The sequence below is a fragment of the Pseudocalidococcus azoricus BACA0444 genome, from assembly GCF_031729055.1.
Taxonomy (GTDB): Bacteria; Cyanobacteriota; Cyanobacteriia; order Thermosynechococcales; family Thermosynechococcaceae; genus Pseudocalidococcus; species Pseudocalidococcus azoricus.
Window position 1 is genome coordinate 43,740 of the sequence record NZ_JAVMIP010000003.1, and the last position, 19,890, is coordinate 63,629.

General features: G+C 47.9%; 25 protein-coding genes, 1 tRNA gene and 2 pseudogenes. 13 read left to right on the top strand and 15 right to left on the bottom strand.

The window, feature by feature from the left end; translation table 11 throughout:
• The first annotated feature begins 15 nt into the window (after positions 1-15).
• The gene (locus tag RIF25_RS04870; RefSeq protein ID WP_322877426.1) at positions 16-228 is read left to right on the top strand and encodes a type II toxin-antitoxin system HicB family antitoxin; all 213 of its coding nucleotides are present in this window, start codon (positions 16-18) and stop codon (positions 226-228) included.
• A 104-nt stretch (positions 229-332) separates the two neighbouring features.
• A pseudogene (locus RIF25_RS17135) lies at positions 333-575 on the top strand (hypothetical protein).
• A gap of 39 nt (positions 576-614) precedes the next feature.
• On the opposite strand, the gene RIF25_RS04875 reads toward RIF25_RS17135, so the two are convergent.
• From RIF25_RS04875 to aroC, 3 genes are all read right to left on the bottom strand, one after another.
• Positions 615-1,115: a DUF3368 domain-containing protein gene (locus tag RIF25_RS04875; RefSeq protein WP_322877427.1), complete on the bottom strand. Its 501-nt coding sequence runs from the start codon at positions 1,113-1,115 to the stop codon at positions 615-617.
• A 2-nt stretch (positions 1,116-1,117) separates the two neighbouring features.
• Positions 1,118-1,357, bottom strand: coding sequence for a UPF0175 family protein (locus RIF25_RS04880; RefSeq protein WP_322877428.1), 240 nt, complete (start codon positions 1,355-1,357; stop codon positions 1,118-1,120).
• 495 nt (positions 1,358-1,852) lie between these two features.
• Positions 1,853-2,959 (bottom strand): chorismate synthase, encoded by a 1,107-nt coding sequence (gene aroC, locus RIF25_RS04885; RefSeq protein ID WP_322877429.1) that lies wholly within the window; start codon positions 2,957-2,959, stop codon positions 1,853-1,855.
• A gap of 172 nt (positions 2,960-3,131) precedes the next feature.
• On the opposite strand from aroC, the gene psbZ reads away from it, so the two are divergent.
• Together psbZ and ribH are read left to right on the top strand one after the other, a co-directional pair.
• Entirely contained in the window at positions 3,132-3,320 is a 189-nt protein-coding gene (gene psbZ, locus RIF25_RS04890) for a photosystem II reaction center protein PsbZ (RefSeq protein WP_322877430.1), read from the top strand.
• Positions 3,321-3,326: 6 nt separating this feature from the next.
• Positions 3,327-3,872: a 6,7-dimethyl-8-ribityllumazine synthase gene (gene ribH, locus RIF25_RS04895; RefSeq protein ID WP_322877431.1), complete on the top strand. Its 546-nt coding sequence runs from the start codon at positions 3,327-3,329 to the stop codon at positions 3,870-3,872.
• A 67-nt stretch (positions 3,873-3,939) separates the two neighbouring features.
• On the opposite strand, the gene RIF25_RS04900 is transcribed toward ribH, so the two are convergent.
• The 4 genes from RIF25_RS04900 to RIF25_RS04915 form a co-directional block, all read right to left on the bottom strand.
• Entirely contained in the window at positions 3,940-4,185 is a 246-nt protein-coding gene (locus tag RIF25_RS04900) for an RNA recognition motif domain-containing protein (RefSeq protein WP_015123671.1), read from the bottom strand.
• A gap of 201 nt (positions 4,186-4,386) precedes the next feature.
• Positions 4,387-5,586, bottom strand: a complete 1,200-nt coding sequence (locus RIF25_RS04905) for a lipid-A-disaccharide synthase-related protein (RefSeq protein WP_322877432.1) — start codon at positions 5,584-5,586, stop codon at positions 4,387-4,389.
• 179 nt (positions 5,587-5,765) lie between these two features.
• The gene (psaJ, locus tag RIF25_RS04910) at positions 5,766-5,891 is read right to left on the bottom strand and encodes a photosystem I reaction center subunit IX (protein WP_041431118.1); all 126 of its coding nucleotides are present in this window, start codon (positions 5,889-5,891) and stop codon (positions 5,766-5,768) included.
• A gap of 41 nt (positions 5,892-5,932) precedes the next feature.
• Positions 5,933-6,427, bottom strand: coding sequence for a Photosystem I reaction center subunit III (locus tag RIF25_RS04915; protein WP_322877433.1), 495 nt, complete (start codon positions 6,425-6,427; stop codon positions 5,933-5,935).
• A 151-nt stretch (positions 6,428-6,578) separates the two neighbouring features.
• On the opposite strand from RIF25_RS04915, the gene tsaD reads away from it, so the two are divergent.
• Positions 6,579-7,634: a tRNA (adenosine(37)-N6)-threonylcarbamoyltransferase complex transferase subunit TsaD gene (gene tsaD / locus RIF25_RS04920; RefSeq protein ID WP_322877434.1), complete on the top strand. Its 1,056-nt coding sequence runs from the start codon at positions 6,579-6,581 to the stop codon at positions 7,632-7,634.
• 47 nt (positions 7,635-7,681) lie between these two features.
• A tRNA-Val gene (locus RIF25_RS04925) sits at positions 7,682-7,755 on the top strand.
• Positions 7,756-8,022: 267 nt separating this feature from the next.
• Here RIF25_RS04925 and RIF25_RS04930 read toward each other — a convergent pair.
• Together RIF25_RS04930 and RIF25_RS04935 are read right to left on the bottom strand one after the other, a co-directional pair.
• A complete protein-coding gene (locus RIF25_RS04930) occupies positions 8,023-8,337 on the bottom strand; it encodes a hypothetical protein (protein WP_322877435.1) in 315 nt (104 codons plus the stop codon).
• Between the two features lie 105 nt (positions 8,338-8,442).
• The gene (locus RIF25_RS04935; RefSeq protein ID WP_322877436.1) at positions 8,443-8,781 is read right to left on the bottom strand and encodes a hypothetical protein; all 339 of its coding nucleotides are present in this window, start codon (positions 8,779-8,781) and stop codon (positions 8,443-8,445) included.
• Positions 8,782-8,995: 214 nt separating this feature from the next.
• On the opposite strand from RIF25_RS04935, the gene RIF25_RS04940 reads away from it, so the two are divergent.
• From RIF25_RS04940 to RIF25_RS04955, 4 genes are all read left to right on the top strand, one after another.
• The gene (locus tag RIF25_RS04940) at positions 8,996-9,418 is read left to right on the top strand and encodes an SWIM zinc finger family protein (RefSeq protein WP_322877437.1); all 423 of its coding nucleotides are present in this window, start codon (positions 8,996-8,998) and stop codon (positions 9,416-9,418) included.
• Between the two features lie 240 nt (positions 9,419-9,658).
• The gene (locus RIF25_RS04945) at positions 9,659-9,829 is read left to right on the top strand and encodes a hypothetical protein (RefSeq protein WP_322877438.1); all 171 of its coding nucleotides are present in this window, start codon (positions 9,659-9,661) and stop codon (positions 9,827-9,829) included.
• A gap of 68 nt (positions 9,830-9,897) precedes the next feature.
• Positions 9,898-10,635 (top strand): Rad52/Rad22 family DNA repair protein, encoded by a 738-nt coding sequence (locus RIF25_RS04950; protein ID WP_322877439.1) that lies wholly within the window; start codon positions 9,898-9,900, stop codon positions 10,633-10,635.
• 64 nt (positions 10,636-10,699) lie between these two features.
• Entirely contained in the window at positions 10,700-10,888 is a 189-nt protein-coding gene (locus RIF25_RS04955) for a hypothetical protein (RefSeq protein ID WP_322877440.1), read from the top strand.
• Positions 10,889-10,946: 58 nt separating this feature from the next.
• Here RIF25_RS04955 and RIF25_RS04960 read toward each other — a convergent pair whose 3' ends face one another.
• The 5 genes from RIF25_RS04960 to xisR all read right to left on the bottom strand — a co-directional run bounded on the left by RIF25_RS04960 (position 10,947) and on the right by xisR (position 16,445).
• On the bottom strand, positions 10,947-11,654 hold the full coding sequence (locus tag RIF25_RS04960) for a phBC6A51 family helix-turn-helix protein (RefSeq protein WP_322877441.1): 708 nt from the start codon (positions 11,652-11,654) through the stop codon (positions 10,947-10,949).
• 60 nt (positions 11,655-11,714) lie between these two features.
• Complete coding sequence (locus RIF25_RS04965) at positions 11,715-12,182, bottom strand: RuvC family protein (protein ID WP_322877442.1); 468 nt, start codon at positions 12,180-12,182, stop codon at positions 11,715-11,717.
• Positions 12,183-12,359: 177 nt separating this feature from the next.
• Complete coding sequence (locus tag RIF25_RS04970; protein ID WP_322877443.1) at positions 12,360-13,019, bottom strand: MT-A70 family methyltransferase; 660 nt, start codon at positions 13,017-13,019, stop codon at positions 12,360-12,362.
• A complete protein-coding gene (locus RIF25_RS04975; protein WP_322877444.1) occupies positions 13,016-16,066 on the bottom strand; it encodes a hypothetical protein in 3,051 nt (1,016 codons plus the stop codon). The genes RIF25_RS04970 and RIF25_RS04975 overlap by 4 nt, the downstream gene beginning before the upstream one ends.
• A gap of 124 nt (positions 16,067-16,190) precedes the next feature.
• The gene (gene xisR, locus RIF25_RS17140; protein WP_407682327.1) at positions 16,191-16,445 is read right to left on the bottom strand and encodes an excisionase family protein; all 255 of its coding nucleotides are present in this window, start codon (positions 16,443-16,445) and stop codon (positions 16,191-16,193) included.
• A 115-nt stretch (positions 16,446-16,560) separates the two neighbouring features.
• On the opposite strand from xisR, the gene RIF25_RS04980 reads away from it, so the two are divergent.
• The 3 genes and pseudogenes from RIF25_RS04980 to RIF25_RS04990 all read left to right on the top strand — a co-directional run.
• Complete coding sequence (locus tag RIF25_RS04980) at positions 16,561-17,151, top strand: helix-turn-helix domain-containing protein (RefSeq protein WP_322877445.1); 591 nt, start codon at positions 16,561-16,563, stop codon at positions 17,149-17,151.
• Positions 17,141-18,241, top strand: a complete 1,101-nt coding sequence (locus RIF25_RS04985; protein ID WP_322877446.1) for a tyrosine-type recombinase/integrase — start codon at positions 17,141-17,143, stop codon at positions 18,239-18,241. The genes RIF25_RS04980 and RIF25_RS04985 overlap by 11 nt, the downstream gene beginning before the upstream one ends.
• A 322-nt stretch (positions 18,242-18,563) precedes the next feature.
• Positions 18,564-19,322 (top strand): annotated as a pseudogene (locus RIF25_RS04990) (IS1 family transposase); the annotation flags it as partial.
• 40 nt (positions 19,323-19,362) lie between these two features.
• Here the strand turns inward: RIF25_RS04990 and RIF25_RS04995 are convergent.
• Positions 19,363-19,869, bottom strand: coding sequence for an SH3 domain-containing protein (locus RIF25_RS04995; RefSeq protein ID WP_322877447.1), 507 nt, complete (start codon positions 19,867-19,869; stop codon positions 19,363-19,365).
• Between the last annotated feature and the right edge of the window lie 21 nt (positions 19,870-19,890).

The following is a 19,890-nucleotide window of genomic DNA, read 5'->3' on the forward strand; positions in this document are numbered from 1 at the left end:
TCGTAGGCATTGATAATGCAATATCTTATTCTAATTGAAAAAACAGTCACAGGATATTCTGCCTATTCTCCTGATCTGCCAGGGTGTGTTTCAACTGGGGCAACTCGTGAGGAAGTTGAACACAATATGCAAGAAGCTGTGGAGTTTCATCTGGAAGGATTAAAACTAGAGGGATTAGAGATTCCTTCTCCCACGACTTTATCGGCCTATGTTGAAGTTGCTGCCTAGCGCAGTGTCTTTTTAGTGCATCCATGAAATCCTAAAAGCCTTGATATTAAATAGATTCAATATTGGAATAATCTTGATGATTTTATGGATAACGGACGAAACAAATGAAAATCATCATTGACCTACCAGCAGATATTGAACAAGACCTAACACGTCAAGCAGCCCAGGCCAAGATTCCACTTCAAGCCTTAATTTTGTAAACCTTACGCCAATTAGCCCAATCAAAATCTAATTCTATTTCCCAATGGTCAGATATTGTCTTATCTTACGAAGGAAGCCCTGACTTTCCTGCTTTTGAATCCTACCGTGACGAACTCGTAGAACCCCATGAGCCAGAGTTATTCTAATGCGCTATCTTCTTGGCTCTTGCCTTATCATTGACTTTATCAAACCTGAGTAACTGACTCACCTGCTTCATTCAAAACATCTATATAAAGCTGACTGTTGATTCGGAAATTCGCTTCACTTTTCAATTCATCCACTATGGGTTTAACTGCCCTGATTAAATTTTGACGTTTTGCCAATAACAGAATTCCCAATACACCCGTAATCTTTAATTCAAAGTCTTTTGCAGCTTGTCTACCCAGGCGTTCATTAATTAACAGTCGGTTTGCTTTAACCTCAACTGCCAGTGCAATTGCCTCTACCTCCCCAATATTTATATATGTTCTTAACTCAGCAACCAATTTCTGATTTTGTACTGAACAAACTTCTAGGAAACTTGCTGACTGTACTGCTGTAACTATTTTTTCACCCGCTCTCTCATCTAATAACTCCTCATACACTGCGGTAGAAATTAAAATACTTCCATAAATCTCTTGTATGAGGCTTAGCTTCCCCACTTTTGCCAAATTTGAAATGGGTGAAGTATTACTGACAATGATCATCGCTATTTTATTTCTCTAATATTGTCGAGATCATCCTGAAAGTCATTAACATCATAGTGAACACAAATTTCCCGATCCGCTAATAGTTTCTGAAATTGCATTCGATGTAATCCAACTAGTTCACTTGCTTTTCCCAAGCTAATTTTGTTTTGTTGAAACAGCATTAGAACAATTTCCAAAAATAGCTCATTTTCTGAAAAGCCACTTGCTTTAGCAAGGTCTTCTGAAATTACCAAACTCATGCCCAGGCCCCTACCTTTGAACCCTTTATCTAAATCCTAGCAATCAAAGTAAGACTGAGGTTTTTAACTGATGATACTATAGTGAACAGTAATGATTCGTGAGAATAGCCCAGAATTATCTATCCCTGCAAAGTTTTGGTTTCATCCTAGGCTCAACGAGGGGGGATTCTTTACCAAGGCTTCTGATGATCAGTCATTCTCACAAATCAAGACGGACTGCTATAGTGTATATGCGGCAAAAAGCCAGATAACTCTCTGCATAGTCTACTTATCATGCAATTTACTTGAAAGTCTTCCAATTTTTCTAATGATTTAATATTTTGGGGAAAATAATTCATATTGCTTGTTTGTTGTATTGATGTAAATAACTTCCAGCCATTAAGCTCCAAGAACCCTTAGGCAGTAATCTTCTTGAAATCAAGCATGAACCTTATCAACATTGAGAATTCGGCCCATTAATGTCCGAGTTTTAGCAGAAATGACTATAACCCTTGCTTACTGAGCCTCAGGAGATTTCAAGGTATGGCATTGGGCTTGATTTCGCAGGAGATGATCGCACAAAACTAAAGCTACCATCGCTTCCACCATTGGGACGGCCCGCGGCAAAACACAGGGATCATGACGACCTTTAGCGGCTAAAACCGTTGCTTCTCCGGCCTGGTTGACGGTGTTTTGAGGTTTACCGATAGTCGCTGTAGGCTTAAAGGCAACCCGGATAATGATATTTTCACCGTTAGAAATACCCCCTTGTACTCCTCCAGAGCGATTAGTGACCGTGCGAATTTGCCCTTGATCATCGGTATAAAACTCGTCATTATGCTCCAGGCCTGTTAACAGAGTTCCAGCAAATCCTGAGCCAATTTCAAACCCTTTGGTTGCGGGCAGAGACATCACAGCCTTGGCTAAATCCGCCTCTAATTTGTCAAAGACGGGTTCACCCAGGCCCCGCGGCACATGACGGGCCACACATTCGATCACGCCACCCACAGAATTAGCCTGCCGCCGAATCTGATCAATCAACTCAATCATTTTTTCGGCCGCAACAGCATCGGGACAACGGAGAATATTGCTTTCAATTTGCTCAAGGGTCACAGTGGCCGGATCAACGTGGGCTTCTAACTCCTTAATCCGGCAAACATAGGCCAAGACCTCTACTCCCGCCACTTGTTTGAGAATTTTCTTGGCAATTGCCCCCGCAGCCACCCGCCCAATGGTTTCCCGCGCCGAAGACCGGCCACCCCCCTGCCAGTTGCGAATCCCATATTTAGCGTCATAGGTGGCATCGGCATGGGACGGGCGATAGACTTCGGCCATCTCGGCATAGTCTTGGGGCCTGGTATCTTTATTTCGTACCAGGATCGTAATCGGGGTTCCCAGGGTTTGCCCTTGAAAAACACCGGAGAGAATTTCACAGGTATCGGCTTCTTGGCGCGGGGTGGTAATCCGGCTCTGGCCTGGCCGGCGGCGATCTAACTCGAACTGAATATCAGTCACATCTAGGGCTAGTTTTGGTGGACAGCCATCTATGACAACACCCACGCCTCCCCCGTGTGATTCGCCAAAGGTGGTGATCCGAAATAGATGTCCAAAGGTGTTGCCCATGATAGATAAAGATGCGTCAGGATAAATGACTGGAATATTGTGCTTTTCTAGCTTCTCAGATTGAGGGATAATGCTTAACAGGTTCTAGCCAATTTGGGTTAGATTACCCATCCCCTTGGATACCGCTGGTTTTATTGCTACCGAAGTTTAGGAGATTGACGGAGTTATAATTATGTCTATTTTGTTTCAACTGGCTTTAGCGGCGTTAGTCATTTTGTCCTTTGTCATGGTGGTGGGTGTGCCGGTAGCCTATGCTTCACCTCAAGATTGGGATCGGTCTAAACAGTTACTCTACATTGGCTCCGGGGCCTGGATTATCTTAGTGCTTTTGGTCGGTGCCCTTAACTTTTTAGTGGTTTAAGCGTTCATGGCTGTTTTTGAGGGGACATTCCATCAACTCAGTGGCTCTCGGTTTGCCATTATTATTGCCCGGTTTAATGATCTAATCAGTGCCAAGTTACTGGAAGGCTGTCAGGATTGTTTACGGCGGCATGGGGTCGATCCAGATCCAAATGGGACTCAGGTGGACTACATTTGGGTTCCAGGAAGTTTTGAAGTGCCCCTCGTTGCAGCCCAAACCGCAGCTAGTCGCCGCTATGCCGCTGTCATTTGTTTGGGAGCCGTGATTCGCGGGCAAACCCCCCACTTTGATTATGTTGCGGCAGAAGTCACCAAAGGGATTGCCACGGCCAGTATGCAAACCGGGGTTCCAATTATTTATGGGATTTTGACGGCGGATACGATGCAGCAGGCCTTAGAGCGGGCTGGAATTAAGAGCAATAAAGGCTGGGATTATGCCCTGAATGCCTTGGAAATGGCCAGCTTAATGAAACAACTCCAACCGGGACTGGCTGGAACGACGGCAAATTTACCCCCCAATCGGGAACACGCGCCCCAATTACCCTCTAGCTAGACCAAGGGATTAACTGCCCGGTGTGAGAGGGTTGTGAGGAGAGATATTCCAATTAAGTGGTGGGAATTTATTGCCGAGGCTTAGCCTTGTTCACTTTCAGCGTCCGTCCTAACCACATCGCCCCGTCAAATTCGGCAATAGCGGCTTCTTCTTCCGCATCGGCTGCGAGTTCGACAAAGGCAAATCCACGCCGCTTTCCAGTTTCCCGATCGACAGGTAGAACAACCCGCTTAACCGTACCGTGCTTGGCAAAGATTTCCCGTAAGTTTTCTTCGGTTGCATCGTATGATAAATTGCCTACATAAAGAGTCATAGCCTAGACCAGAAGCATCCTTGAAGAAGATCATAGCTTGACCATTTTGATTACCGTGCGTTCCATGCTACAAAATCAGCTTCTTGGAACAGAGTTTTAGTTTAGGATCATTCATTCTTAATTTATTCTTAATTATAAAATCTTAGAGACAGTAGCTTGTGCGGGCCGGCGTTCACCCCTGCTGAAACGGGCTGGATCACTCTAGCTTTCTAATTGTTGCAGTAAATCTCGAGCGATGGCCTGAGACCCCCCAGAGTGACCAACTCGTTCTCGCCCATTCACCTGACAGGCCTGGAGATAGGTGGGGTTATTCCAGGTTGCTTTGACCCAGGCCCCAACCTGCTGAATTTGCTCATCCCGATCTAAATTCGGAGCTAGGGTTTGGACGGAGGAGCCAAGAAGTCGGTTTTGAGCCTCAGCAAAGCGATAAGTGAATTGCGGCCCAGGCCCAGGAATTTGTAACACAGGTTTCCCCAGGCCAACGGCTTGTTCAACGGCTGTCCCCGCCATCCCCCAGACGAGATCACAGGATTGGAGAATATCGGCAAAGGCCTGGTAGTAGCAATGAACCGTGACGTTGCTTTTAGAGAGTCGCAGATGGTGGGGATTCTTGAGATCCAACTGTAGATGCCATCCTTCAAGTTGACTGATCTCCTCCAGCATTTGCGGGGTTAGTACGGCAACTAGAGCGACTAGAAACTGCGCCGGAGTCATGCTGCCCACACCAAAACATAAACTCAATAGTTGTTTCAAATTATGAGCCGCTTCGGGGACACGACTGCCCGGAAAGAGGGCAATCAGGGGTGGACTGTTGGCCTGATCCTTCGGGGTAACAACCAGGCCCTGGGGTTGAATTGCATCCATAATCGGATACCCCAAGAATTTAGCTTTGGTAATTCCTTTGCCTTGTAATTCCTGAGCGGTAAAGGCATCACGGGTATAAACAGCTTGACAACGCCGAGAACGCAAGCAGGCCCAGGCCAAGGCGGGAATTTTTAGATGTCCTTCATAATAGCTAGAGGTTGAGACAATAAACCCACAAAAGGGTCGCCCCGTTAACCAGGCCAAGCCCAAGACCACAATATCCCCCGTCGCTAAAATCAAGTCGCAAGTAGGTGCAATTTTTAACGTGGCCTGGAGTTGTTGCCAAGTCAGGAGGATTAAACCTGAAAAAACATCTCGCAGGAAAAAGAGCGGATTCATATAAAAAATTCCGCCCGATGGCATGGTTTGGGTTGGGCCAATGATCGGAATTTGCCGATTTTTATAGGCTGTTCCAGCTCCGGCGATGGGCATGGCTAACACGTCAATTTCGGAAGCCACTTTCTGGAGCGCATCAATAATCAAGCCGGTGTTCAAGTCTTCACCGTGACCATTACTCAAGCACAACAAACGGATCATGGAGAGAGACTATCCTGAAGAACATCAGATCCATAGGGACTTGGCCAATAAAAAAGGGCAGAGCCATAACCCCACCCCGTTAAGTTTTAGATTTAATCTGATAATTGTCAGATCACTGTTTGCTCAAGATATTAGCGATGACTGAGTTTGAAATGCCCCAAGCCAGCGACAGAAATTACCTAGAGGGGATGAAACAGTAAATCGGGGAAAAAGCGATTAAATTCAATTAACAAACCAGCGGTAAAGGCCATCCAAACCGCAGCCAAAACTGGAGCCGTGGAAAGATAGGTAAGCAAATATTTCACTTGCATGGGTGTTTGTCCTTATAGTCGGAATACGTGAGAGATTAACGCGGAGAAACCGTAATGTCGCTGTCAGCTGCAGTTAGTTCCCCAGATAAGAGTTCTTTGACGGACAAGAGGGGCCAGAGAACGCCGGGTAACATACATTTGATTGCTAAAGGGACATCAATGACGATTTCTTTTTGAGTTGCTTCTCCACTCTTCCGGGCGGCGATCAGATAAGCTCGTCCAACCCAGCCAATCCAACCGGCAATATACAAGAACAGAGCACTGGGAATTAAAAAGTCACCCGCCCGATCTAACCGACCATCAACGATTAAATGGGGTAAGCCGTCTTCGCCACAGAGGGCCTGGCTATAGCGTTCAAAACGTTGCTGCCCAGAGGTGGGATCAGCGGTGGTGTTGCGAGCAGTCGCGGCCCGCTTTTGGAAGGCCGGTGAATCTTTGCACGGCACTAAACCAGCGACATCAGCAGACGCAATCGGAGTAAAGCCAATCCAGAGGCAAAGAACCAGCACAAGGGCAAACAATCGGTGCATGAAATTGTTTTCCTCAATTCAATACAGAACATGGGGTGCATCAAAGTAACGGTTAGACTTGACAAAGGGAACGGCTATATCAGTTTCAGCCTGTGATTCTCTGCCAATGAGTTTACTCTGAGGCAATAACTGTTTAGAACCTTAGCAGCTAATGGCGATTATTTTAGGAATTGAAACGAGTTGTGATGAAACTGCGGCGGCTGTCGTAAACAATCGTTACATTCTCAGCAATGTCGTGGCCTCCCAAGTTCTCGCCCACCAACCCTATGGGGGAGTTGTACCAGAGGTGGCGTCGCGCTGTCATTTAGAAACCATCAACCTAGTCATTGAAGAAGCCCTCAATAAGGCCGGACTGACTTGGGCAGAACTCGATGGGATTGGGGTTACTTGCGCCCCTGGCCTGGTGGGTTCTTTGCTGATTGGGGTGATGGCGGCCAAAACTTTAGCCCTTGTCCATCACAAACCCTTGATTGGGGTGCATCATCTTGAGGGTCATATTTACGCGTCTTATTTGGCGAACCCAGGCCTGGAGCCACCCTTTTTATGTCTTTTGGTTTCTGGCGGTCATACTAGCTTGATCCATGTCCAGGCCTGTGGGAAGTATGAAATCTTGGGACAGACGCGGGATGATGCGGCGGGGGAAGCCTTTGATAAGGTGGCCCGCCTTTTACAGTTGGGTTATCCGGGTGGGCCTGCCATGGATCGGGCTGCCAAGGAGGGAAATCCCCATGCTTTTGTCCTTCCCGAAGGGAATGTATCCACCCCAGAGGGCAAAATTCATCCCTATGACACCAGCTTTAGTGGTCTCAAAACTGCCATGGCTCGCTTAATAACCAAACTTCAGGCAGACAAAGGTTCATTACCAACGGCTGACTTGGCGGCCAGTTTTCAAGCAACTGTGGCCCGAGCTTTAACCAAACGGGTGATCAAGGCTGCGTTGGATCGGGGCCTGGGGCATATCGTAATTGGGGGGGGAGTGGCAGCTAACTCAGAACTGCGGCGGCAATTGATGGCGGCAACCACGGCCCATGGCCTGGACGTTACTTTTCCCCCTTTAGCCCTCTGTACAGATAATGCAGCGATGATTGCAGCCGCAGGGGCCGAACACTACCAAAACAATCAAGTCTCTGGGGTAAACTTGGCCACTCACTCTCGCCTAGCCTTAACCCAAGTCAATTCTCTCTACTCAGCGAGCCGATCTGGTTAAGATTTGTTTGTCGTTGGGCCTAATCTCGAGATAAACTTAAAAACGGTGGACGCATAGCTCAGTTGGTTAGAGCACCACGTTGACATCGTGGGGGTCACTGGTTCGAGTCCAGTTGTGTCCATAAGGGTTTCAGGGTTTGGTGGTTAGTGCCTTGCACGTAACTTGCACGTAATCCATATCTAAAAATAGCTAATGGGGTTAAAGATACCACCGGGATTTATTGCCCTGTCTTAGGTGTTTCATCTGCCAGCCCCAGAACTGGTATGGACAGTAAGATGTCAGCTTGTTATTTAGTTGTGGTTAAGCCTTTTTCAAGTCATGTCATGATTACCAATAAAGAAATTGAAATAATTTCAACTCACCCAGGCCCGACAGCTTGGGTATTTTTTTAGGCACGGTCAAACCATAGGACTTTAATCACCCCACTACCGACCAACGTCACCAGGCCCACAATGAAGGCCCATAGCCGCCCATCGGTAGAGCGTTGCTGAGTGCGTAACTCGGTGATGTTGTCATTGATGGCTTTTATCTGTATCTGCACAGCCTCAAATTTCATATCTACCTTGTCATTGAGAGCCTTAAATTGCTCATCATTCTTAGCCTGGTTAACTCGCACTTCCAGGGTTAAGGCTTGCATATCATTCCGCATGGCTTGGATAGCTCCCAAGATGGCTTGGGTATCCGATGCTGTTAACTCACTCATTAGCTTTCTCCCTTGGTTAGCGGTGAATCCTTGAAAGTTTCATGGATAGGGATATTACTACTATCCGGGGTTAAATCCTTCAGGCTAAGTATGAAACTTTCATACTTAGGCATTATTCTCTCCCTTGGGTTTACGCCCGCGCCGTTTAGGAGCTGCTACAGCTGCGGCTACATCCCCAGGCCTGGTATCTGCAACATCTACAGCTGCGGGTTCATTGCCCATCAGTTCACGCTGTGCAGCTTCAGTGATGACTCTACGAAGCCAGATAGAGCGATTTTTAAGCCGCCTTACTTCTGTATCAATCGGCAATGGCAAGGCCACGGCCACAGGTTCGCCTAGCTTCACATTGGAAGGAACATCTGGGGCCGGGGGGAATTGCTTGGCTAAAAATTCTGGGGTCTGTATTGGATTTGGGTTACCACCTATGCTCCCTTTTCTTTTCATGACTACATCTCAAGACATAGCCCAAATTATAGCGGGTTATACCTGGATATAACGGGAAAGATTAGCTTGACTTATGAAGTATCCAGTTATAACGGGATAATTGTTATCATTTATCTATTGATGTTCCCGTTATAACGGGTTATATTAGAAATTGTAGAGGGAAGGGCAACCACCAAGTTAACTCCTTCCCACACTCTCTAGGAGCATCCCTATTATGACCACCAAATCTGCTACCAACCTCATCTACACCGCCGCCAATGCTGCCCGCATCTTGGGCAAACGGTTTTCTGGGTTGAACATCCAAGTCTGGTTTAACTGCGTTTACGTCCACGCTAAAGGGCAATTCTCCCGCTTCATTTCTAAAGCATCCTTTAAGCAAATGTTTGTAGATTTCCGCAAAGCTGGGGCCAAAGCCTTAACCGTCACCGCTAACTTATTCGTTCCTAACACTTTCAAAGTTCGCAATGAAACTAAAGACACTGCCTACGATGTCTTGATTATTGAAAAGCACATCACCTGTGGCTGTGAAGATTACAACCATCAATTTGAAGCAATGGGGAAAGGGGTTTGTAAGCATGGCTACGCTGTCCTAAACCATCTCGGTTATAACTCCTTAGCGGCTTACATCAATGGCTAAGAGGAGCCGAAAGGGGGAGAAAGCCCCCGCCTACACCCAAGAGGCTGTGAGCAAACTTCTAGGACTTTACTACTTAACTCATCGCATCCAAATCCAAGAGTTTAATCATGTTGTCTTAGTCGTTATTCCTGGTATTTATTCCCGCTTTTTGAGCAAGTCTAAATTCCGTTAAAGCCTCTCTTGGTAAGCTATACAGCCTTGAGCAACTAACAGTAAAATATAGAAAGAATGGTGACACAAATGACTTACGAACAATACATCAACCGGCTTCGTGAACAGCAAGATGAAGAACGCGCCGCCGCTGAATTAGACCGTGAACAGTTCATGTTTGATGATGCCCATGAATCTGAGTACTGGGACTGTCTTGAATGTGCCGCCCCGCCTGAAGTTTTAGAAGACACACCGCAATAGATTCATCCAGGCCTGGGGGAGCCTTAATCCCCCGCTAGATTGCCCCCGTAACCAATGGAGAAAACGACATGAACGCAACCGTAGCCACCGCCCCGATTCACGCCCGTGTAGCTTATATTTCTGAGCCTAAGCCATCAAAATATGGCGATGGCTATTATTGCAGCATTTTGTTTAGAGACCTATCCAAATCTGATGATGATGAATCAGGGAAAATTTGGAAAAATCTGGATACTAACGCCGCCTGTGATTACCTGATTGATGACATAGTGGCTCTCCATCCAGAGACCGATGACAAAGGCAAAACTCATCACCGCATTGAGCTAATCCAACAAGCCACTGGAGAGGCCCAGCCAGGCCCTAAGCCCATAGCGGTAAAGAATCATCCCGTTAACGCTGTCATCTCTACAGAGCCCAACCCAGAGCCGCCATCTAAGCCTGGTGAATGGAGTCTCAAACAAATCCAATCTGCATTGTCCCGCCCATTGCCCCAGGCTTTACTGGCATCTAAAAAAATGGGAGGTCGTGACATTACCTATATCCCTTGGTATCAAGTCAATCGGATTCTTGATAAATACTGCCCCGGTTGGACTTGGCAGATTGTCCGCATGGAGTTGACCAGCAAGCAATTATTTATGGTCGGTGAGTTGGCAGTCCACACCCGTGATGGCCTGGTCGTGCGCTCTGCCAGTGGCCGTGAGGATTTGGATTGTTCTAGCTATGGTGACCCATCCAGTAACGCAGAATCTATGGCCTTTAGACGCTGTGCTGCCAAGTTTGGCCTGGGTTTGTACTTGTACGACAAATAATGCTGATTTTCCTGGGAAGTGACTAACCAGGGTTTACTATTCACCTACTTTGAGGATTCACCCAATGGACAGCAAAGAATTGATTTCCTCGTTAGAAACTGCGCTTGCTGAAATTGAGGACAATCTGCGTTCAATTCAACTCATTAGCGATGAATGTATTGAAGGTTTTACGGAGCCTAAACCGGAAATGATGATGCAGATTCACATCCTGGCAGAACAGGCACTTAAGCAGGTTAAAACCATCAAATCCTAAACTCTTTAACCAGCCCGTTCTCTCTTAAATTGAATCAGTTGGGTCAATGTTGACATAATTATTCCTCGACTTGCTCAAAATCGACATCCAGGGTCATTTTTGTAACTAGTTTCTCATACCACCTATCCCGTTCCGCCTCCATCCAGGCCAAGGTAAATTCTGGGGTTTCTTTGATTCTGGCTTCTTGATACCAGGCTGCTAAATCTGGGTCAACTGCGGTGGATTCTGCGCCCTCTAGCCGTTGTTTTTCAATATCAAGAATGATCGCATAGATTGCTTTTTGGGCCTCCGACCAGGCCATGTATTCCTGAATAGATTCAACAAATCCAAGCTGGACAAAATGATGCCCAATATTTTCCCATTTGGATAGGAAAAGTTGCTCAGCGAGTTCAGAATACTCATTCAACAAAGCTTGATATCGTTGTGGATCAACGCCTTGGGTGGGTGCTTGTGGTTCCATTCCCTTAACCCGGTCTAGCACCTCTTTAGAAGCTGCTAGTTGAACGTGATACGGGCACTCATCCTCACTGATTAGTTCACCAAGCCGATTGGCGGCATCTAGGGCGTAGCTTCGTAATACTCGCTTGCAATCTTTTTGCAGTGCCTGGAGTTCAGCATCTACAACCGCCATAAAATCAGGGTCTTTTTTCCATCGAATAATTGTGCTTCGGTCGCAGCCGATTTCCCGTGCTACAGCTGCATTGGATTGGCCTTGAGCCAAAAGGGTTGCAGCCTGGGTTTGTTGGAGGGAAATTAGTTTGTTCATGGGTTATTTTCCGTTGCATAGTGTTTCAACTTTCTGCATTTCACCTGGTTTCACCTGGTTTTACCTCGTTTCACTAAAAACACGCCGTCCATATTCCAGTAAACACAGCGCATCAGCCATCCCGTCATGGGGCTTGCGACACCGTGGGCCTGGGAGTAACGACACCTGGGGGAACGCTCTACGACAATAGTCAATGGCGGCATTTTTGTCTTTTTGGCTACCCGCCAAGACGACTTTCTTCCAGGCCTGGGGCGTAACCAGTTCAACCGAGATATTCAGGGCGGCGGCGATTCCCAGGATGGCTCCAAAGCCTTTACCAAAGGTGAACATACTCGCAACACCTTGGCCTGGCATGGAGTGAACTTTTTCTACCACTACCAGGCCTGGGTTTGATTCCTTAAGCCATTGGGCCAGGGTAGCCAAATCTAAATCCTTCCCGGCAATAGGTAGGGGTTTCGCGATGACGTTCCCGCCGTGGAGGATAGCCAGACCTCCTGACAGGCCTGGATCAACTGCCGCTAGATTCACTTTTCACCTCCTGTAGATATTTCTCGATTTCTTGCGCCCGCAATCCTGTGACACAACCGCTATCGGCTTCCAAAAGTTGGATTCCCCACTGGTTAGGGGCAGTCGTGACCGTATACCAGGCCGGCTTCTTGAAGTGAAGCGGGGTTCTGAGTAGGAGCCTTTGCCCGATCTGGTACCTCATGCGGTAGCCTCCTGTTGAACTTTTCCGAGATACTTTGAACGCTTACGCCCTTGCTCATCCCGCCAACATCGGTATTTATAGCGGTTGCCTTTGATGAGCTTGGTTTCTTGCCATCCTTGGTTAGGTGGCATTGATACAGACTTGCTCCCTAACTCGTTGCCAAAGCTGTCCCATCCCGGCCGTGTCTCCCTGGCAAACAGTTCTAAGTAAGGGCCTGGTAAATTCCGCTCTGCATAGTCATGGAGTGATTCAGGTTTGCGACTATGCTTAAACCGCTCGCTGCATAGAATCCCCAGGTCTGAACTGCGGGGAGCTTGAGCATTGCCCCTGGATGCAATCAGGATCAACTCACTGCATCCTCTAATCCAATAACCAGTCCCATAGACTAAAGTCTCACTCTCAGCATTTTGGAGCTTGATCCAAGGGAATGCAGTTTTGTAAGTGAATCCCCAGGCCTGGATGACATCTAGGGCATTGGGTAAACATGGGTTGGTTGCCCATAGCAGTAGAACACAGTCTCTCTCTGCCAACTTGCTAACAGGCAAGGCTTTGATCTGCGCTGCCGTCATCGTGGGGTAATGCTTTGCCGCCGCCCCATTTTGACGGTTGCTGTAAGCCCAGGGAGGATCCGCAATGATGCAACTGTACTTAGTCATGATTGCCCACCTTCACAGGCCCGCACTTTTGCCATCGGATAGGTTTCAGGATGCCCTGGTGCTTCGGCTAACTCCACGATTGCCAGGCCATTGATGTTTTTTCCTCTGTAGATGTAGCCGTTCTCCCACCCCAAAGTGGGATGCTTCACCTCACAGGGTTGGCCTGGTTGCAAACCACCAGAAAAGTTGTTTTTAGCTAACTGCCCAAGATGGTCAAGATGCCCAAGATTGTCATCACTAGAAGCCTTATCTGGTAAAGGTTTGAGGCTGTCTTGACCAGTTTGCATCTCAGGCTCAACTGCCCAAGATTTAGGGGGCAACTGCCCAAGACGCGAGCCATTTTGACTGTTCAAAGTAGGTTGATGCCCATTGCCAGTGCTTAAGTTTTTCAGTCCCGACTCTGGGGGAAGTTCGGCCTCATCATGGGCAGATATGGCTTTTGTCTTGGGCAGTTTGGGGTCTATCTTGGGCAGTTGTGAAACTGGTAAAGATTGCTGTACCTCTTGCCCTGTTTGAGTTTCAGAGCCTCTATCTTGACCATCTTGGGCATCTTGGGCAGTTTTACCAAAACAACTTTCTTGGGGAGTTTCTTTGAACGAAATTCCATGAATGACGGGATGGTAGTTCTTAGAATCTTCAACCTGTTCTCTGAGCTTCTTGGCTTTGGGGAAGACTTCAAGAAACCGGGCTGCAACCTGATTAACGCCCCGGACGTTCTTATCGGAGCGTTTGGGCTGATCCACCCAAGTCAGTTTCTCCTTTCCCTTGGCAGTTGTGGGAGGCTCAACAATCAACGTGCCTTGTTCGATGTACCAGGCCCGGAGCCGTTCCCATAGCTCCTTAACTGTCTCCTTACCGTCAGGATTGGCCACCAGGCCCGTATCTTGGCAAAACTGCAGCAGGTGACAGCTTTCCCGCTGAATTTCCTCCAGGTAGTGATCCGTTGCGCTGTAGTCAATCCCCTCGGTCACCACTAACTGAAGGTGCTTAATCAAGTCATTCAGGAAAGCCGGGAGTAACTTTTCTTGGATAAATTCAGGGTCTTCCTTGTAGCGTGAATCTGCCTGTAGTTGGCCTGGGACTGGGTTTCTGGCATAGGTTTTGTTGAAAGGGATAAATCCCCACCGGGATTTGGTTGCTTCCAAATGAGCCACCAAGTCAGGAGCCTCGTTGACGTTGAACAGAAACACGGCTTGGGGAGACTCTTGGATGGAGTCAAGATACTTCCGTTCAAAGTCAATCGGATCCCCGGTGATAGCTGCCCTTAATCCCTTGAGTTGGTCAATCCGTCCCACATCTACGTTTTCACTGGGCCAACTAATTGAACTACCCCGTAAGGAGTAAACCCCAAACTTTCGTCCGCTATCATAGGCTTGCCAGTCAGTTACAGACACTCCACAAATGCGGCCATGCCCCATGAGTAACTGGCATAGAACTCTCAGAGTATCTTTACCGTTAGAGCCATCGCCTTTGAGAAAGACAGCCTTTACGCCCCGCCCTTTGTGCTTCCGCACCGTTGCAACATCAAAGCTGGCGGCAATGGTTTTTAGGAAAATCTCACGGGGTTTATCCTCCAAGCACTCCATCAGTTGTTGGTATTCAGTTGGATCCGCCTTGGGGTTGTAAATTACTAAGGGTTCACCGGTGTAGAGATGTTGAGCTGGATCGTGGGGAACTAACTCAGTCTTGAGAGTTTTACCCTCCCAGTGAAAGGTCAAAACACCATTGCGACAGTTCAGACCTGGGGGATTGATTTCTGTAACTGTGCAGCCCTGCTTTTGCCATTCCAAAATTTGCTTGACGAATCCAGGCTTTGCAAATGGATAGGTTGAGAATTCCCCTTCTGTGGATTTATTGATTTTCTTGACCGCGTAACGGTTGCAAAACTCCCTTAACCTGGGGTATTCCGCCTCATCTGGGACTGGTTTGTAGTAACTTCCCTCCCACTGGTGAAGCACACCGCCAAAGCAAATCCAATGCTCATCACTGGGATACAAGGCTGCACAGGCCTTCTGTAGGAATTCGGTGCCATCCTCTGTTTTCCCTTGCGGTGTCTCACCTGGGGCCTGGGTTGCCTGGGAACCTGCCACCTTAGCCTTGGGTTGCTTCGTAGCCGCCGTCAAACAGTTCTCTAATTTATCCTCAGATAAAGATGGGCCTGGGTTATCACCTTCCGCGGATCTCCAAATCATCTCGGCTTCACGGGGTTCCAATGGGGGAGAGCAACGCCCACAGTAGTTATCGAATAACGCCCGCGGGTTGGGATAAACCTCTTTGCCCCGTAGCCATTGAGTCGTTCCGATCAAGTCTCTGGCCAATGCTGCCCCTGACTTATTCCGGGTTCCTTCCGCTGCCCCACTATTGACCAGGCCACGGTTAGCCACTGCCAAACAGGCCAGCAAAATCTCATCATCAGATTTTGAGATGGCCGGCTGTGAAGCTGGGGCCTGGGAACCCTGTTCAGTTGGGATAATTGCCCGTAGCTCGCCAAAGCTATACCTTTTTCCCGAGTTCAGGATAATGGTTGATTGCTCACCGGTGGCCTGGTGAAAAGCCCCAGCAAGCCGCAATACCCGGCTAGGATCCTTTAACGCCCGGTCAGCATCGGCAAAATCCAATAAGTCAGCCTGGAGTTTCACCCAGAGAGCGGGGCTAATCGGCTCGCTTAAAACCCAATAGGAATGGATAGATTTGCCTCCGGTATCAATTTGCAGCGTGGGTTCAGGTAATTCCAGTCCACGCCATAGCTCGGCCGAGATGGCTTTATCAAGATTGTCATGTTCATAGAAGACGGCCCGACACTGGTGAACATCACTCTTGCGGTGGCCACCACCATTGACAACAAAATAAACACCCCGCCCCTGTTGCTGCCAGGCCTGGATTTGCTCAATGGGTAAATCACTCGCTACGGCCTCACACTTGCGGCCTTTGTCCCCTGCCTGCCTGGGGTCGTTTGAAGAATAGAACGACCTTAGAAATACCGTTTCGTCTTTGCTGTAGCTAAGGGCTTTGAGTTGGGCCTTGGCCTGGTCTAGATTGAATTTCACAAGGTTTCTCCATTAAGTAATTGGACAGAGAGAAAACCTGTGCATTAGACTTAAGTTGTTGCAAAAGCCTAATACACAAGCTTTTTGAAACCCTGGAGATTCGCCTCTCCGGGGTTTCGCGCGTTCAAGGGCCGCCGCCCATCAAACTTTCCTGATATTGCAAACAAAACTTTTCGTGAAGCTCCGGCTCGTGACGGGTTTGAAGCCAATGTTGGCAATTTTCTAGGTGATAAAGGATTTTCCTAGGCCCTCGGCCGGTCTTGGCACGCCAACAATTCCGATCCCCCAAAGCCTGGTAGTGGATCCCTTGGATCCAAATCCCCCGGAGTCGGTAATTTTTGGCGGTCCCCTCCGAAATTCCTAGTTTCTCAGCAACCACCCTTTTATCCACCCAGGCCATGCGCCCCTCCTTATCTAAAATTCCCTAGTCATCGCCAAGAATAACAAAATAAAATAAGCTTGTGTTATATCTCGCTGTAGCTATACTTTTGCTTATGAGCCTTTATTGCTGTTTGGATGAAATTCTGAAAAGCCGCCGGATATCCATGAAATCCTTAGCCGCTAAGACAAAGCTTGCCTATAGCACTGTGTTTAGAATTTGCAAAAATGATTTTGAACGCATCGAAGTTCATTCCATCGATGTCATTTGCCAGGCCCTCGACTTAGTGCCGGGTGACTGGCTCCGATGGAGGAGTGACAAACCCGGTGAAGTGAAATTAGTAGATGGGATGTCGGGGGCGCGGGTCATGGCCATGCTCCAAACTATCCCCCTCACCACTGCGATTTATCGCCACAGTCGCAACCTCAAGGATCAAGAATCCCGGCATATCCAAATCGCCAAGAGTATAGACACCCATCTCCGGGGATTGCTGGCAGAAGAACGCCAAGTCATTGAGCAGGAAAATATCGAGACATTGCGGAATACAACCAACTTTCTTTTGGATGTCATCGCAAATTATTCCGGGGATACTGCCGCCGATGAAGCTCGGAATACCGTTAACGCTCAACTAAAAGAGCGTGGTATTCCCCTCGCTTTAGAACGTCCCGACTTTAGCCTGTTAGAGGATTTGGAAAATGAAGAATAAAAGGGGTTCTGTCTCAGTTGGGGTTCGGTCTCAGTTGCTCCGGTTGCGGTGGCGTTATCAGGAAAGGGAATTTCACTTATCCCTAGGGATGCCTGATACACCACTAAATCGCAGTATTTCCCGCCGCAGGGCAAGCGAAATTGAGCAGGACATTCACCTGGGACAGTTTGACTCAACTCTGAAAAAATACCGCCCCCAGTCCCACAAAGGAACCCTAACCACCGTGCAACTGTTTGAGCAGTTCACCGCAACCCGTGAAGGTTTGGCATCCCCCCAAGCCATCAAAAGCCGCTATTATCCGTTGCTGAATAACCTAAAACGGTTTGGGCAGGACATCACCAGCGAAACCCAGGCCAGGTCTTTTGTGGATATGCTCCGGTCTCGACAATCTGCACTCATCGCCAATCAAAACCTCTCACTCTTAAAGAGTTTCGGGGATTGGGCTATCAAATCAGAACAATGGGAAACGAATCACTTTGCCAACATTGAACGGCTAAAAGCCACCCGTACCATTAACCCTAAGCGGTTGCCATTCACCAGAGAAGAAACCCGCAAGCTTTTAGACGCTGCACGACTGCATCCCCGCTGGCATGGCTACCACGATTTTGTGATGACATTGCTTTACTTGGGGTTGCGCCCATCTGAAGCTATCGGGCTGAGATGGCAACACCTCAACTGGCAACAAAAGACAATCACGATCTGCGAAAGTCTGAGCCGTTCACCCTCTGGCCGCCGGGCAAAACCAACTAAAAACAACAAAACCAGAGTCATTGATTTGCATCTCGATTTGTTGGCTATGTTCCAGGGCCGGCTCTCCGGTGGCAGGCCACCCCAGGAACTCATCTTTACCACTGCCACAGGCCAACCGATTGACGATCACAACTTTTGCCAACGAACTTGGAAAGACCTCTGTAAAGCGGCTGGTATTCCCTACCGAGTTCCCTACGCAGCCCGTCATAGCCTGGGGAGTCATTTACTAGAAAATGGAGCATCCATCCCGCAAGTTGCAGAAATTCTGGGGAACAATCCCGAAACCACAGCCCGGTATTATGCCCATGCCATTAACCGCCCTCAGATGCCAGGTTTTTGAACCTCTGCACGTAATTTGCACGCAAACTAATCTAGTCCCACTAAAAAATAACTAAATTTAGCTAACAAATTTGGAGCATAAAAACCCGCAAAACCTTACACAGAGCCTACAGCGTTCACCTGGCATGGGTTCCAGAAATTACTTACAGTCACTTTGACATCGTGGGGGTCACTGGTTCGAGTCCAGTTGTGTCCATAAAGCTAAAACCCTTATTTGACAAGGCTTTCAGGGATTGAAAAATTTGGTAATCTCTTTTAGTAAAGGGCAGATAAAATAAGGGAAGATTGTTCTTTTAGTGCCTATGTGAAACGTCCCTGGTTTCCTACGTTGCCCGACCTGTGGCTCAGACGACATCATGAAGAATGGGACGACCAGACGGGGGAAGCAAAACTATAAATGCCGTGATTGTGGTCGCCAGTTTGTGGAGAATCCTGAGTGGAAACGACGAGCCCCAGACACGACGGCAATAATTGACAGCTTGCTATGAGAGAAAATCCGATTGGCCGGTATTGCTCCTGTGCTTCAGGTGTCAGAGTCTTGGTTACAAGGATATGTCAATCAATACGATGAAACAGCCGTGACACGCCAATTGCAGGTCATGCCTAAGCCCAAAGGAGCATTAACAGTACAAATGATGAGTTGTGGTCATTTGTCGATGACAAAGGCAACAAGCAGTGGGTATGGCTGGCCCTTGATGTCACAACATGAGAGATAGTCCGTTGTCACATTGGTCTTCGCTCAAAAGACTCTGCTCTAAGATTATGGCAATTACTGCCAGCAGTGTATCGACAATGCGCCATGACTTACACCGACTATTGGGAAGCGTACAAGACCAGATTACCGAGTAAGCGACATTGTGCCGTGGGCAAGGAAACGGGCTTGACCGTTACATTGAACGCTTCAACAACACGTTATGACACGGGTATCACGATTAGTGAGACAGATGTTATCGTTCTCCAAGAAGCTGGAGAATCACATTAGTGCTATTTGGGATTTTATCCATTACTACAATGAACAGATTCGTTTAGAGAAGGCAATGAGTGCAAATCAAGCTGTCTTTTCCTCATCCGTCACTAAATAGGACTACCGATAAGCTTATTGAAGCCACATAACACCAAAATTTATTGGGAATTGGAGTTAATGTTGGGGCTGGGGGACTCTGGGGATGGGCTAGGGATAGGCGAATTGGCTTGTACCCCGGCAGCGATGACCCAACCTTCCAGGCCACCACTGGTTTTAACTCGGTAGAACTTCCCATCAGAACTGGCTTCGAGAATAGTGACGGTTTCATTCAAGGCTACTCCCCCTAAGGTGACTTCTGCACGACTGGGGCCACTACGAACACTCAAGCCAATCGGTTCGATCACCGTTCCATTCGACTCTGGGGCTGCGACTGTGGAAGTTGGGCTCGGGGTTGGGGTTGATTGAGGCACAGGTGGACTGGCAACTGGGGTAGGTTTGGGTTTGGGAGGCGGGCCCGTAATCGGGAATTCATTTTCAAATTCGGGGCGCGGAGGTGAACCAGTCAAGGGCATAACCAGTAAATAGTATCCACCAGCCAAAAGAAACAGGATAATTCCCAGGCCCAGGATTGTTCCTAAAGTTTTTGACCACATCAGTTTTGCCATCTCAACACGGATCAGCCGCAA

Excerpts from the sequence above, each read along its gene's own strand:
- RIF25_RS04870 (WP_322877426.1), top strand. The coding sequence starts at position 16 with ATGCAATATCTTATTCTAATTGAAAAAACAGTCACAGGATATTCTGCC.
- RIF25_RS04875 (WP_322877427.1), bottom strand. The coding sequence starts at position 1,115 with ATGATCATTGTCAGTAATACTTCACCCATTTCAAATTTGGCAAAAGTG.
- RIF25_RS04880 (WP_322877428.1), bottom strand. The coding sequence starts at position 1,357 with ATGAGTTTGGTAATTTCAGAAGACCTTGCTAAAGCAAGTGGCTTTTCA.
- aroC (WP_322877429.1), bottom strand. The coding sequence starts at position 2,959 with ATGGGCAACACCTTTGGACATCTATTTCGGATCACCACCTTTGGCGAA.
- psbZ (WP_322877430.1), top strand. The coding sequence starts at position 3,132 with ATGTCTATTTTGTTTCAACTGGCTTTAGCGGCGTTAGTCATTTTGTCC.
- ribH (WP_322877431.1), top strand. The coding sequence starts at position 3,327 with ATGGCTGTTTTTGAGGGGACATTCCATCAACTCAGTGGCTCTCGGTTT.
- RIF25_RS04900 (WP_015123671.1), bottom strand. The coding sequence starts at position 4,185 with ATGACTCTTTATGTAGGCAATTTATCATACGATGCAACCGAAGAAAAC.
- RIF25_RS04905 (WP_322877432.1), bottom strand. The coding sequence starts at position 5,586 with ATGATCCGTTTGTTGTGCTTGAGTAATGGTCACGGTGAAGACTTGAAC.
- RIF25_RS04915 (WP_322877433.1), bottom strand. The coding sequence starts at position 6,427 with ATGCACCGATTGTTTGCCCTTGTGCTGGTTCTTTGCCTCTGGATTGGC.
- tsaD (WP_322877434.1), top strand. The coding sequence starts at position 6,579 with ATGGCGATTATTTTAGGAATTGAAACGAGTTGTGATGAAACTGCGGCG.
- RIF25_RS04930 (WP_322877435.1), bottom strand. The coding sequence starts at position 8,337 with ATGAGTGAGTTAACAGCATCGGATACCCAAGCCATCTTGGGAGCTATC.
- RIF25_RS04935 (WP_322877436.1), bottom strand. The coding sequence starts at position 8,781 with ATGAAAAGAAAAGGGAGCATAGGTGGTAACCCAAATCCAATACAGACC.
- RIF25_RS04940 (WP_322877437.1), top strand. The coding sequence starts at position 8,996 with ATGACCACCAAATCTGCTACCAACCTCATCTACACCGCCGCCAATGCT.
- RIF25_RS04945 (WP_322877438.1), top strand. The coding sequence starts at position 9,659 with ATGACTTACGAACAATACATCAACCGGCTTCGTGAACAGCAAGATGAA.
- RIF25_RS04950 (WP_322877439.1), top strand. The coding sequence starts at position 9,898 with ATGAACGCAACCGTAGCCACCGCCCCGATTCACGCCCGTGTAGCTTAT.
- RIF25_RS04955 (WP_322877440.1), top strand. The coding sequence starts at position 10,700 with ATGGACAGCAAAGAATTGATTTCCTCGTTAGAAACTGCGCTTGCTGAA.
- RIF25_RS04960 (WP_322877441.1), bottom strand. The coding sequence starts at position 11,654 with ATGAACAAACTAATTTCCCTCCAACAAACCCAGGCTGCAACCCTTTTG.
- RIF25_RS04970 (WP_322877443.1), bottom strand. The coding sequence starts at position 13,019 with ATGACTAAGTACAGTTGCATCATTGCGGATCCTCCCTGGGCTTACAGC.
- RIF25_RS04980 (WP_322877445.1), top strand. The coding sequence starts at position 16,561 with ATGAGCCTTTATTGCTGTTTGGATGAAATTCTGAAAAGCCGCCGGATA.
- RIF25_RS04985 (WP_322877446.1), top strand. The coding sequence starts at position 17,141 with ATGAAGAATAAAAGGGGTTCTGTCTCAGTTGGGGTTCGGTCTCAGTTG.
- RIF25_RS04995 (WP_322877447.1), bottom strand. The coding sequence starts at position 19,869 with ATGGCAAAACTGATGTGGTCAAAAACTTTAGGAACAATCCTGGGCCTG.